Source organism: Bradyrhizobium sp. 2S1 (assembly GCF_011516625.5).
Lineage (GTDB): Bacteria > Pseudomonadota > Alphaproteobacteria > Rhizobiales > Xanthobacteraceae > Bradyrhizobium > Bradyrhizobium septentrionale.
Map to the genome: position 1 here is coordinate 4,383,967 of NZ_CP147717.1, position 12,353 is coordinate 4,396,319.

The window sequence follows — 12,353 nt, forward strand, 5'->3', positions numbered from 1 at the left end:
AGTGCAACGCTTGCGTAACCTGTTCGCTTGTCGCCGTGACGGATTCGGAGAGCGCGCGCCGTGTAGCGCCCCTCTCCCTAACCCTCCCCCGCAAGGGGGGAGGGAACCCTTCCGCCGGTGCGTCCCTCACGCGCGCGTGCCACTGTGAACCTCCTCCGAATTGATGGACACCTGTAGTAGGCTCGAAGAGCCAGGAGAGGTGTTGGATGGAAGGACGTCAGCGTAGGTCGTTTACGGACGACTATAAGCGGCAAGCGGTCGATCTGGTCGCTTCGAGTGGCCGCTCGATCGGATCGGTGGCCAAGGAACTTGGCCTGCGCGATTCAGTTTTGCGGCGCTGGGTGGAACTACGTGGAACTGGGCGAGAGCCGACGGCTGCGGCGCGGCGCCCCACAACGCAAGCGACGCTGCCGTCGGCGGACCACGCGGCGGAGATCGCTCGTCTGCAGCGAGAGAACGAGCGGCTGCGCATGGAGCGCGACATTTTAAAAAAGTCGATCGCGATCTTTGCTGGGGGGCCGAAATGAGATTCCGCTTCATCGAAGATCGCCGCGCCGACTATCCTGTGACGATCCTGTGCGACGTGCTCGGTGTCTCGCCGGCCGGCTATTATGCTTGGCGCTCCCGGCCGGAGAGCCAGCGATCGGTCGCCAACCGTGAGCTTGTCGACGACATCAAGCGCGTCCATCGCGAGACAAACGGACGCTACGGCAGCCCGCGTATCCATGTCGAATTGAAGGCCCAGGGCCGCGGGGCGAGCCGTGGCCGCATCGAGCGGCTGATGCGCCATCACGGTATCAGGGCCATCATGGCACGGCCTCGCCGGGTGCGGACGACCGATAGCCGTCACGACCTCCCGATCGCGGCGAACCTGCTCGAGCGCAACTTCACCGCCACTGCGCCGAACCGGATCTGGCTCGCCGATATCACCTACATCGAGACCGATCAGGGTTGGCTCTATCTGGCCACCGTCATGGATTTGTACAGCCGCAGGATCGTCGGCTGGGCGATGGCGGATCATTTGCGTGCCGAGCTGCCGCTGGCAGCCTTGCGGATGGCCGTCTCAGCGCAGCGGCCTGGCGCCGGTCTGATCCATCATTCCGATCGCGGCGTCCAATACGCATCGGCGGAATACCGCAAGGTCGTGCAATCTGCCGGCTTGAGGGCATCGATGAGCCGCAAGGCCGACTGCTATGACAATGCTCCAATGGAGAGCTTCTTTCACACGCTCAAAATCGAGCTCGTCTACCACACTCACTATGCAACACGCGCAGAGGCCACACGTGATATCTTTGCTTACATTGAAGGCTTCTACAATCGAACTCGTCGTCACTCCGCCATCGGCTATGTCAGTCCGATCGAGATGGAGCTAAAAGCAGCTTAACCTTGTCCATTTTTTCGGGGGAAGATCACTGAGTTGCCCGACGGCGCAAGCCCGCCACCGCGAAAATATTTCGCTTTATCAGAAGTGCGACTCAGTGTTATAGATTTCCCCGTCTCACCCGATCGAGGGGCGCTTCGCGATCGTCACGGGTGTTGCGGTGAGATGCGGTGGACGCCGAGCGTGTGACTGACGAGAGCACGCGAAGCGGACGGTGAAGTCGTGTGGTCCTGACGCCCTAGTACCCAGAATCAGAGCTGAGTGATACGGCGGCCTTTGAAACGGCGTTGACGGACCTTTTTCTTGGTCCAGACGAAGGGCTCGGCTCTGTCGTTGTATGCGTTGACGTAGGCATCGATGTGCTCCTGAAGCTGCGTGAGGCTTGTGAAGGAGGTGCCGCTGAGCGACTGCCCCTGCAAGATCGAAAACCATACCTCGACCTGATTGAGCCAAGACGCACTTGTCGGCGTGAAATGAAATTGCACGTTGGGGTGGGCCTTGAGCCAATGCTCGTTCTTCTTGTGGGTGTTGAGGTTGTCGAGGATGACGTGAAGCTTCCGGTTCGGAAAAGCCGCGGTGACGCTGTTCATGAAGTCGAGAAACTCGACGCGGCGTCGGCGTTTTGAATGCGCCGCGATGATCTTTCCGGTGGCGACTTCGAGCGCCGCAAACAATGTTGTGGTGCCATGCCGCTTGTAATCGTGGCTCTGGCCGGTCAAGGCGCGGCCATTGGGCAACTTCAGATAACCCTGCGCTCGCTCCAAAGCCTGGATCGAGGGCTTCTCGTCCACGCACAGCACAATGGCCTTCGCGGGCGGGGCGACATAGAGGCCGACAACATCGGCGGCTTTGGCCGTAAAGTTCGGGTCGTTGCTCTCACACCAGGACTTACGAGCCGCGAGGTCAATCTTGTGGCTGCGCAGGAACCGCCAGACATATTGGACGTCAACATCGCCCAGCGCCCCGGCCAGCAGGGGCCCGGTCCAGCGTGCGAACCCGTCCGGCGGCGGCTTGTCCAGCAGCTTCAGAATCCGCTTGTCGGTGGCCTTCGTATAGATTGGCTGCTTGCCCGGTCGCGGCTTGTCTTGCAGCCCTTCAAGGCCTTGGTCGGCATAGCGATGCCGCCAAAGGCTGACAATCCGCGGCTGGACCCCAACTTCCTTGGCGATCGACCGAGTGCTGCGTCCATCCGCCGCCAACAGAACTATCCGCGCCCGCTTCAAATCGCGCTGCAACGTCACCGGGGAGCGGCAACACGCCTCAAGCACCTTGCGATCTTTCCTCGAAAGGTGGACTTCTCTTGCTTCGGGTATCATCCCGACCTTGAATCACGACTCACGCTTTAAGAACAGTAGGTACTAGCGGCCGGTGTCCCCTTGTAAGACGCAATTGCGTCTTGCGAAGGCGGTGACAAACAAGCCAAGTCTCGCCGGGGAGAGCACGAAGTAAGCCGTAACCCATCGCGCAGGGAAAGCCGGGTTGTTTCCGGTTCACCTGTGGTCCTACCCCCGAGCTTTCTACCCATTGCTCGGGGCCCATGGGTGCAATCGGCACCCGGCTTTCCCTGCGCCTCTGCAAGAGAGGGTGAGACGAAGAGCAAAGCTCGGACGATTCATGTCGCGAGAATGCGAAGGCGCGTCCCCACCACATCTGTCATCGCCCGGCTTGACCGGGCGATCCAGTACGCCGCGGCCATTCGGCTCAAGCACCGGCGTCTCTGGAATACTGGATCACCCGCTTTCGCGGGTGATGACACCGCGATGCTTGATCGGTGAATCGGATAATCACGCCGGCGTCATTGCCGCATTCGTCGGATTGACGCTGCGATCGGTCTCGTTGATCAAAACCGCCCCGCCATCTCCGCGAGTCTGCGGTGCGCGGCCTCACGGGCCACGCGGATCGGCTCGGTGGGTCCGGTGGTCGGGCCGATCGGCACGAAGCGCACGTCACTGACGCCGATGAAGCGCAGCGCCTCGCGCAGATAGGGCGTCGCCATGTCGATGCGGCCGCGGTTCATGCCGGTGACGAAGTCGCTGCCGCTGGCGATGATCACGATGGTCGGCCGGTCCTTGAGCAGCGGCAGATAACCTAACGCCGGATCGAAGCGGAAGGTCAGCCCGGGCTGGATGATGACGTCGAGCCATTGCTTGAGCTTGTAGGGAATGCCGAAATTCCACATCGGGGTCGAGATCAGCACGCGATCGGCGAGCGACAGCCGCAGTGCGAGGCGCTCGGCGACGGCGAAGGCGTCGTGCTGCGAATTGGTGAAGCTCTTGCCGCCGATCCGGGCGTATTTGGCCTCGAGCAAATAACCCTCGAACTCCGGCAACGGCTCGCGCCAGAGGTTCATCGCGTCGATCTCCCAGTCCGGCCGCGCCTGGCGGAAGCGATCGAGAAAGACGCGCGCGCCGGCCGCCGATTCCGAATCGGCACGGGGGGAGCAGGCGAGGTGCAGCAGTTTCGGCACCGCGCCTCCTCAGCCGAGCGCCTTGATGACGGTGTCGGCGTTGGTCACGACGGAGACGTTCTGCAAGGCAAAATTGATCGCGGCGTTGTGCCAGTCGGCATTCATGGTCGAGCAGCAATCCTCCGGCACGATCATGAAATAGCCCTTGTCGGCGCCGGTGCGCGCGGTGTGCTCGACCGACATGTTGGTCCAGGCGCCGGTGTTGATGATCATGTCGCGGCCGGTCGCCTTCAGGATGGTCTCGAGCCGCGTGCCTTCCCAGGCGCTCATCCGCATCTTCTCGACCACGAAGTCGCCGGGACGCGGCTCGAGCCCGGAGACCGGCGCTGCGCCCCAGCTGCCGCGCACCATCGCCTTGCTGTCGACCAGTCCCTCGAACAGCGGCGCGTTGAGTGTCACGCCGGGTGCGCCCGGCTCGACCACGAACCAGACATGGATGATGGCGACGCCGCGCGCCCGTGCCGCCTCGGCCACGCGCCGGACATTCTCGACGACATGCTGCTGGCGGGCATGCGCGGGCGCGCCGGACTCGGCGAATGCGCCGCCGTCCATGATGACGTCGTTCTGCATGTCCTGGATGATCATCGCGCAGCGCCTCGGATCGAGCTGCATCTCGCCAGCGGCGAGATTGGGCGCGGCCGTCGTGGACGTTGCCGCACCGGCGCCCCCACGCTTGCCGCTCATATAGGGCTCATGCCGTGGGCCGACCTTGGTTGGAACCGCATAGACCGAATGGGTCGCGGTCAGATACAGCGTGCGAAAATCGGCGCCGCCCCAGGCGAGGTTGGCGACGAGCTCGGGCAGGCGGACCTTGCCGAGCAGATTGCCGTCAGCCGAATAGACCCAGACCCCGCCGGGCGCAGTGACCCAGACATTGCCGCGCTGGTCGCACTTCATGCCGTCGGGCAGGCCGGGCTCGAGCTCGGAGCGGATGCCGCTCGCGAACACGCGCGGGTTGCCGAGCGAGCCGTCGGCGCTGACGTCGAAGGCGCGGATCACAGCTTGCACGGTGTCATTGACGTAAAGGATGCGCTCGTCGGGCGAGAAGCACAGCCCGTTCGGCTGCTCGAACAGGTAGCGGTCGACCAGCAATTTCGGGGCGCCGCCGCCGGGCGGCACGCGATACACGCCCTGGAAGCCGAGCTGGCGCGGCCGTTCGACGCCATAGACCGGCATCCGGCCGTACCATGGATCGGAGAAGTAGATCGCGCCGCTCGAGTGAACGCAGACGTCGTTCGGGCTGTTGAGCTCCTGGTTCTCGAAATGCGAGGCCAGCACCTCGCGCCGCCCGTCGGGCCGCTCGCGGATCAGCGACGACGTCGCGTGCTCGCAGACGATCAGGTTGAGCTCGGCGTCATAGGTCATGCCGTTGCACTTGTTCGACGGACGTTTGACCTCGACCACGCCGCGCCGCGCATCCCAGCGCCTGCGCACGTCGCCGGGCATGTCGGAGAACAGCAGGAAGTGATCCAGCGGATGCCAGACCGGGCCCTCGGTGAAATCGAATCCTGTTCCGACCTGGCCGACCGGCGCATAGGGGTCGATCAGGTCGTCGAACTCGGCGCGCAGCGTGACATGCGTCATCGTGACAGGCCTCTGTGCCTATGCCGGGAACCAGTTGCGCTGCGGCAGGCTCTGCACGACAGGCCCGGGCACCTGGTCGTGCAGCCGGCCGACCACCGCGCCGCCCTCGATCTTGGCCGGGCGATCATGCACCGGCAGCAGATAGCGCGAGCTACTCAGCAGCTTCTTGATCGCGGCCTTCTCGGCGCGCTTGCTGGTGCCGTGGTTGCCGGTGGTGCGCGGCTCGGCGTCGTGGATCTCGTTGAAGGGGGTGACGATCTGGTCGTTGAAGTCGTAGATCACGTCGCCGCAGATCGTCGCGATGCCGTCGGCGGTGTGAACGTGGATGTTCATCGAGCCCTCGGTGTGGGCGTTGGCGGCGTCGCAATAGACGCCCGGCATCAGCTCGACCGGACCGGTGATCTCGAGGTCGAGGAAGCGCAGCCCGCTCTTGGTGTGCAGGCGGTCAATCAGGTGCTTGATGTCGGGCGCGGGATACTGCGGATGCATCAGGCCGGAGACGGAGTATTCCAGCTCCTTGCGATTGACGACGACAGTGGTGTTCATCGGGAACAGGTCGTCCTTGCCGGCGTGATCGATGTGCAGATGGGTGTGGCAGACGAAGCGGACGTCGCCCATTCGCACACCGTGGCGGGCGAGCTGGTTCTCGATCATGTTCTCGTGGAACTGGAGGCCGCGCATGCCGAGCGTCTCCATGATCTGGTTGGAGCGATAGCCGGTATCGACCAGCACCGGGTAGGGGCCGCCGAGGATCAAAAAGCCAAGCGTCAGCACGCGGCGGGTGCGACCGCAATTGTGCCCGAGCACAAGGAAGCTCGATTCCAGCTCGATATCGCCATAGTCCAGGATCTTGATCTCCAACGGCATCTGTCCCTCTCCCAATTCGTGTTCGTTGTTTTGGCCGTGCTCGTGGGGCGCCTACGGCCCCAGCCGATAGACCCGCGCCGCCGTCGTGCTGAAGATCGCCTCGCGTTGCTCGCCGCTGAGCCGTTCGGCCGCCGCCTTGAAAGCGTCGATGAGGTCGCGGTAGCTGGTCCACAGCTTCTCGATCGGAAAGTTCGAGCCGAACAGGCAGCGGTCCGCGCCGAAGATCGCGACGGTGTCGATCACGACGCCGGCTATATGCGCGGCATCGTTGCGGTGGATGAAGGTGCCGAGCCCCGACAATTTCGAAACCACGTTCGGGCAGCGCGCCAGCCGCGCCATGCCGACACGCCAGGCGGCGCGGCCCTGCGGCGACAGATCCTCGAGCATGCCGGCGTGTTGCAGGATGAAGGTCACGTCAGGGCAGGCCGCTGCGAGGCCGGCCGCATCGGCCATCTGTGGCGCGAACACTTGCAGGTCAAAACTCCAGCCATAGTCGGCAAGGCGGCCGACATTCCGCCGGATCACGGGATCGGTGCAGAGATCGGGGCGCGCGGCGAAGCGATAGAGCGGGTTGTGGTGCCAGTGCAGCTGCATGCGCACGCCGCGCACCAGCGGATAACGCTTCAGGCGATCCAGTTGCGGACGGACGTCGTCGACGGAAAAATCGGCATAGGCGACGAGGGCATGCGGCCAGCCGTGCCGGTCGGCGGTCTGCTGCACCCAGGCCGCCTCATCCTCGAACTTTCCGTTCGGCCAGTTGGTCTGGACATAGACCGAGCGGGTGACGCCGGTGTCTTTGAGATCGTCGAGATATTCTTCGATCGGATAGTCGCGGCGGATCGGCTCGTAGGGGCCGAAGATGCGCGGCTGCATCGGGCCGGACAGCCAGGCGAGATCGGCCTGGCGCCAGATGTGATGATGTCCGTCGACAATGCCAGTCACGCAGCTCTCCTTGTTCCGAGCGACAGCAGATGCGCGACCACCGCCGCACTCGATCCGCCGTCCACGAGATCATCGACAAAGCGCTGGATCGCAATCAGCGCCTCGGTTTGCGGCGTGAAGCCGGGCGAGGTCGCGAGCGGCGTCAGCCAGCTGATGCGCCAGGCCCGGCGCGACAGCTTTGCGACCGCATCGCGGAGCGCGGCCGGATCGCCGCGCTCCAGGCCGTCGGAGACGATCACGACCGCCGCGCCGCGGGCATATCCGCCGAACCGCGGCACGGCGAGGAAGGCCTGCAGCGCGTCGCCGATGCGGGTGCCGCCGTCCCAGTCGCTGACCAGGAACGAGGCCGCATTCAGCGCCTGCTCGCGGCGCTTCAGCCGCAGTGCCGGGGTGACGCGGGTCAGTCTTGTGCCGAAGGTGAAGACCTCGACATTGCCGGCCGATTGCACCAGCGCATGCGCGAGCCTCATGTTCTCTTCGGTGCGCGCCTTCATCGAGCCGGAGACGTCGATCAGCAACAGCATCTTGCGCGGGCGCTGGCGGCGGCGCATGCGGCCGAGCCGCAGCACCTCGCCGTCATTGCGGATGCTTTCACGTAGAGTGCGGCGCAGATCGGCGAACGGGCCGCTGCGTGCGCGCCGCCGCCGGTGGCCACGCCGCCGCGGCAGCCGCTTTGCCGCCTCGCGCGACAGCTTTCGCAGCGGATCGCTCGTCGCGGTCTGGGCAAAGCGGCGTTCGACCAGCGCCTCGGCGCGCGCGGCGGCAAGCCCGGATTCGTTGGCCTCGTCGGCGAGCGGCGGCTCGTCCCCGCCGCGGCCTTCCTCCTGCAGGCGGACGGTTTCGTCGTCCTCGCCCTCGGCCTGTTCGATTGCCTCCGCGCCGCGGAAATGGATGTCGAACAGCCGGTCATACGTCGCGCGGCGCTCTGGCGGCGGCGCCAGCGTCGCGAGCCCGGCCTGGCGGATGTGCTCGAGGCTCCTTGGCCCGAGCAGTTCGATCGCGGCGAGAAAACTCGTGGTCTGCTCCGGCGCGACCAGGAAGCCGTTGGCGCGCAGCAGCGCGACGAAGGACACGAAGATCTGCGCGGCGCGCGGCAGCTTGAGATCGTCGCTCACGCGGCTGCCTCCGCGATCAATGCATCGAGCCGGGGTGAGATGAAATGCAGATCCTCCTCGTCCTTCAGCGCAACGCCAATCGAACGCTTGAAGGCATCCGGCCAGCGCGCGCCGCCCTTGTGCAGCAAGGTTGCGGCCTCCGCCCAGTCGACCGCTTCCGCAATCCCTGGCGCTTTGCTGAGCGGTTCGCGGCGCAGCCGGCCGACGGCGGCGACCACAGCGCGGGCGGTAGCTTCGGCAACGCTGGAGGCGCGCATCATCACGATCCGCGCCTCGCGCTCGGCGTTCGGATAGTCGATCCAGTGATAGACGCAGCGCCGCCGCAGCGCCTCGTGCAGGTCGCGGGTTCGGTTCGAGGTCAGCACGACGACGGGATGCTCGGCGGCGCGGATGGTGCCGCGCTCGGGGATCGAGATCTGGAAGTCGGAGAGGAATTCGAGCAGGAAGGCCTCGAACTCCTGGTCGGCGCGGTCGATCTCGTCAATCAGCAGCACGGTCGCGTCGGGCGCCCGCAGCGCGGCGAGCATCGGACGCTCGATCAGGAAGGCGTCGCCATAGATGTCGATGCTCTCTTCGCCGGCCTGCCGGATCGCCAGCATCTGGCGCGGATAGTTCCACTCATAGAGTGCGGCGGCGGCATCGATGCCCTCATAGCATTGCAGGCGGATCAGCCGGCGGCCGAGCACGGCGGCGATCGCTTTCGCAGCCTCGGTCTTGCCGACACCGGGCGCGCCCTCGAGCAGCAGCGGCTTGCCGAGCGCGAGCGAGAGATAGGAGGCGGTCGCGATGCCGTCGTCTGCGAGGTAATAGGCCGCGCGCAGCGCCTTCTCCAGCGCCTCGGGGCTGTCGATGCCGACGATGTTGCTGCGGACCGGCATGGAGCGACCTCAGCGCCGCGGCTGCGGCCGCGCGCCGCCCTGCGCCTTGATCGCGCGCAGCACCTTCTCGGGTGTGATCGGCAGATCGTCGATCCGCACGCCGACGGCGTTGAAGATCGCGTTGGCGACGGCCGGCAGCACCGGATTGGCGCACATCTCGCCCGGACCCTTGGCACCGAACGGGCCGTCGGGCGCCGGGCGTTCCAGCACCGCGATGTCGTGCGGGCAGATGTCGCCCGGTCCCGGCATCAGATATTCGACGAAGTCGCGCGGGCCGTGCACCGGCTCTGGATAATAGGGTTCCGGCGTTTCATAGAGCGCGTGGCTGACACCCATCCAGGCGCCGCCGACCAGCTGCTGCTCGACCAGCCGCGGATTGAGCGCGCGGCCGAGCTCATAGGCACTGTCCATCCGGACCATGTCGACCTCGCCGGTCTCGTCGTCGACCTCGACCTCCGCGACGAGGCAGGCGTGCCCATAGCATGTTGCGGGCGACATCTCGCCGGTCTCGGGGTCGACGTCCGACAGCGGCACCAGGAAGATGCCGCGGCCGGAAATCGTCTTGCCCTGCTTGAACTGCGCGGCGATCGCGACATCCTTGGTCGAGATCGAGCGGTGCGGTGCGCCCTTGACATGGATGTTGCCGCGGCCGTCGGTCTCGAGGTCGGCGGCATTGACTTCCAGCTCCTCGGCCGCCGCCTCCATCATCACGCCGCGCGCCTCGCGCGCCGCCGCCATCACGGCGTTGCCGACCCGATGGGTGCCGCGCGAGGCGAACGAGCCCATGCAGTGCGGACCAGTGTCGGAATCCGCGGTGTCGACATAGACGTCTTCGACCGGCACGCCCAGCGTCTCGGCGCAGATCTGCCGCGTCACCGACTTCATGCCCTGGCCGAGATCGATCGAGGACAGCGCCACGGTGAACTTGCCGCTCGGATTGGAGTGCACCAACGCCTGGCTCGGATCGCCGCCGAGATTCATGCCGATGGGATAGTTGACCGACGCGATGCCGCGTCCGCGATGCCGGGTCATGGTCAGCGCCTCCTGGTGCCGAAGACGGATGAGAAGCGGGTGGCGCCATGCGACGGCGCGGTCGGCCGCGGTGACGGAGGTGATGGTGGCGTCGAAGAGGGAGGCGGAGGCGGCCGCTCGCGGGTTGCAGCCGGGGCGCGATCATACGTCGTGCGCTGCTGCGACGGTGCGGGCGCCGGCGGATGCGCTTCACGTGGCGTCAGCGTCACGGCGGCACGGAGACCGCCACCATCCTTGCGCGACGACATGCGCTTGAATTCCTCGCGGAGCGGCCATTTGGCCTTCTCCGCGGCAACCTGCACGCATTCGATCAGCGCCGTGTTCTTGGCCTCGCGACGGTGCGCCTTCATGTCGCCGTCGCGATACGCATTGAGGATCCGGAACTCCATCGGATCCATGCCGACGAGATGGGCGAGCTTGTCCATCTGGCATTCGATGGCGAAATCCATCGCCGTGACGCCGAAGCCGCGCATCGCGGTCGCCGGCGTGCGGTTGGTGAAGACGCAGTAGACGTCGCCATGGACGTTCGGGATGGTGTAGGGACCGGGCAGATGCGCTGCGCATTTCACCGCCGCATAGCTCGACAGCCGTGTATAGGCGCCGCTGTCGAAATAGGCGCGCACCTTGCGGGCGACGACGCGGCCGTCCCGCATCACGCCATCCTTGATGTAGATGCGCTCGGCGCCGCGCGGCGGGCCGTACTGCATCTCCTCCTGGCGCCCGAATACGTAGCGCACCGGGCGTCCGGTCAGCATCGCGCCGAGAATACAGAGCGGCTCGGTCAGCGTGTCGACCTTGCCTCCGAACCCGCCGCCCACCGTGCCGCCGATGAAGTGGAAGGTGTTGGAGGGCACGTCGAGGATTTTTGCACAGGTGTCGACCGCGAAAAACAGCGCCTGCGTCGAGGTGTAGACGATGTAGCGGCCATTGGTGTCGGGTGCGGCGATCGAGCCGTTGGTTTCGGTCGGCGCATGCTCGATCGGCGACATCTGGTAGCGCTGTTCCAGCACATGGTCGGCCGAGGCCAGCGCGCGATCGGCATCGCCGAAGCGCAACTGCTGGCGATCGTAGGTCTCGTGATAGGTGAAGGTGTTCTTCGGATAGACCTCGTTGACCACGGGCGCGCCCGGCTTCAGCGCGTCCTCGACGTCGAATACCGCCGGCAGCGGCTCATAGTCGATCTTCACCTTGGCGATCGCCTCGAAGGCCTCGCGCGGGCTGTCGGCGACGATCGCGACGATCGGCTCGCCCTTGTAGCGCACCTTGTCGACCGCGAGCGACGGCTCGTCGTCCTTGCCGAAATTGATCAGGCTGAGCAGCGTGTTCAGATTGCGCGGCACGTCGGAGGCGCGGATCACGCGCCGCACTCCCTGCGACCGCTCGGCCTCCGAGGTGTCGATGCGCCGCAGCCGGGCGTGCGAATGTTCGCTGCGCACCACCTTCAGATGCAGCATGCCCTGCAGCTTGTGGTCGTCGAAATAGGGCGAGGTGCCGGTGACATGGCCGAGCATGTCCTGGCGCTGCGTACCCTTGCCGATTTCTTTCAGATTATCGTCGCGCTCGTCGGCGAAGAGGTCCTTGCGCAATTCCAGCATGGCACTGTTCCCTTACGCGCGTGCGCGGCCGCCGGAGGCGGCAGCCAGCACAGCGTTGATGATCGGCTCATAGCCGGTGCAGCGGCAGATATTGCCGGAGATCGCCTCGACCACCTCGGCGCGGCTCGGCTGCGGATTGCGGTCGAGCAGCGCCTTCGCGGCCATCAGCATGCCCGGCGAGCAGTAGCCGCATTGCGCGGCGAAATTGTCGGCGAAGGCGCGCTGCAGCGGATGCAGATTGGGGCCGTCCTTGATGCCGTCGAGCGTCTCGACGGAGCGGCCGGCGACGGTCTCGGCGAGCGTCAGGCAGGAGAGGTGCAGTTCACCATCGATCAGCACGCTGCAGGTGCCGCAGCCGCCCTGGCCGCAGCCGAATTTCGGCGTCATGTCGCCGATCAGCTCGCGCAGCGCGACCAGCAAGTTGGTGCCGCCGTCGACAAAGATCGCGACGTCACGGCCGTTGTGCCGAAATTGCAGAGGGGTCTTGGCCAT

Annotated in this window: 11 protein-coding genes; 1 reads left to right on the forward strand and 10 read right to left on the reverse strand. The window is 65.5% G+C overall.

The genetic code is table 11. The features are described 5' to 3' along the window. Positions 1–206 precede the first annotated feature (206 nt). Positions 207–1,384 (forward strand): IS3 family transposase gene (locus HAP54_RS20670; protein ID WP_414645828.1). Its coding sequence is split into 2 segments (ribosomal slippage): positions 207–498 and positions 498–1,384, totalling 1,179 coding nucleotides; the frame shifts between segments, so codons are not numbered across the junction. A gap of 248 nt (positions 1,385–1,632) precedes the next feature. Here HAP54_RS20670 and HAP54_RS20675 read toward each other — a convergent pair. The 10 genes from HAP54_RS20675 to HAP54_RS20720 all read right to left on the reverse strand — a co-directional run bounded on the left by HAP54_RS20675 (position 1,633) and on the right by HAP54_RS20720 (position 12,353). Beyond that, positions 1,633–2,697: an IS630 family transposase gene (locus HAP54_RS20675; protein WP_166204319.1), complete on the reverse strand. Its 1,065-nt coding sequence runs from the start codon at positions 2,695–2,697 to the stop codon at positions 1,633–1,635. 524 nt (positions 2,698–3,221) lie between these two features. Then, a complete protein-coding gene (locus HAP54_RS20680; RefSeq protein ID WP_166303320.1) occupies positions 3,222–3,848 on the reverse strand; it encodes an FMN-dependent NADH-azoreductase in 627 nt (208 codons plus the stop codon). 9 nt (positions 3,849–3,857) lie between these two features. After that, the gene (locus HAP54_RS20685; RefSeq protein WP_166303322.1) at positions 3,858–5,432 is read right to left on the reverse strand and encodes an isochorismatase family protein; all 1,575 of its coding nucleotides are present in this window, start codon (positions 5,430–5,432) and stop codon (positions 3,858–3,860) included. Positions 5,433–5,450: 18 nt separating this feature from the next. Continuing rightward, positions 5,451–6,299 carry an MBL fold metallo-hydrolase gene (locus HAP54_RS20690; protein ID WP_166303325.1) on the reverse strand — a complete coding sequence of 283 codons (849 nt, stop codon included), beginning with the start codon at positions 6,297–6,299 and terminating at the stop codon, positions 5,451–5,453. Between the two features lie 51 nt (positions 6,300–6,350). Next, positions 6,351–7,241, reverse strand: coding sequence for an amidohydrolase family protein (locus HAP54_RS20695; RefSeq protein WP_166303328.1), 891 nt, complete (start codon positions 7,239–7,241; stop codon positions 6,351–6,353). After that, entirely contained in the window at positions 7,238–8,356 is a 1,119-nt protein-coding gene (locus HAP54_RS20700) for a vWA domain-containing protein (protein WP_166303330.1), read from the reverse strand. Before HAP54_RS20700 ends, HAP54_RS20695 begins: the two co-directional genes overlap by 4 nt. After that, positions 8,353–9,234, reverse strand: a complete 882-nt coding sequence (locus tag HAP54_RS20705) for an AAA family ATPase (RefSeq protein ID WP_166303333.1) — start codon at positions 9,232–9,234, stop codon at positions 8,353–8,355. Before HAP54_RS20705 ends, HAP54_RS20700 begins: the two co-directional genes overlap by 4 nt. Before the next feature lie 9 nt (positions 9,235–9,243). Then, positions 9,244–10,266 carry a xanthine dehydrogenase family protein molybdopterin-binding subunit gene (locus tag HAP54_RS20710; protein ID WP_166303335.1) on the reverse strand — a complete coding sequence of 341 codons (1,023 nt, stop codon included), beginning with the start codon at positions 10,264–10,266 and terminating at the stop codon, positions 9,244–9,246. 2 nt (positions 10,267–10,268) lie between these two features. Continuing rightward, entirely contained in the window at positions 10,269–11,861 is a 1,593-nt protein-coding gene (locus HAP54_RS20715; RefSeq protein ID WP_166303338.1) for a xanthine dehydrogenase family protein molybdopterin-binding subunit, read from the reverse strand. Positions 11,862–11,873: 12 nt separating this feature from the next. After that, entirely contained in the window at positions 11,874–12,353 is a 480-nt protein-coding gene (locus tag HAP54_RS20720) for a (2Fe-2S)-binding protein (RefSeq protein WP_166303341.1), read from the reverse strand.

Excerpts from the sequence above, each read along its gene's own strand:
- HAP54_RS20675 (WP_166204319.1), bottom strand. The coding sequence starts at position 2,697 with ATGATACCCGAAGCAAGAGAAGTCCACCTTTCGAGGAAAGATCGCAAG.
- HAP54_RS20685 (WP_166303322.1), bottom strand. The coding sequence starts at position 5,432 with ATGACGCATGTCACGCTGCGCGCCGAGTTCGACGACCTGATCGACCCC.
- HAP54_RS20690 (WP_166303325.1), bottom strand. The coding sequence starts at position 6,299 with ATGCCGTTGGAGATCAAGATCCTGGACTATGGCGATATCGAGCTGGAA.
- HAP54_RS20705 (WP_166303333.1), bottom strand. The coding sequence starts at position 9,234 with ATGCCGGTCCGCAGCAACATCGTCGGCATCGACAGCCCCGAGGCGCTG.
- HAP54_RS20710 (WP_166303335.1), bottom strand. The coding sequence starts at position 10,266 with ATGACCCGGCATCGCGGACGCGGCATCGCGTCGGTCAACTATCCCATC.
- HAP54_RS20715 (WP_166303338.1), bottom strand. The coding sequence starts at position 11,861 with ATGCTGGAATTGCGCAAGGACCTCTTCGCCGACGAGCGCGACGATAAT.
- HAP54_RS20720 (WP_166303341.1), bottom strand. The coding sequence starts at position 12,353 with ATGGCCAAGACCCCTCTGCAATTTCGGCACAACGGCCGTGACGTCGCG.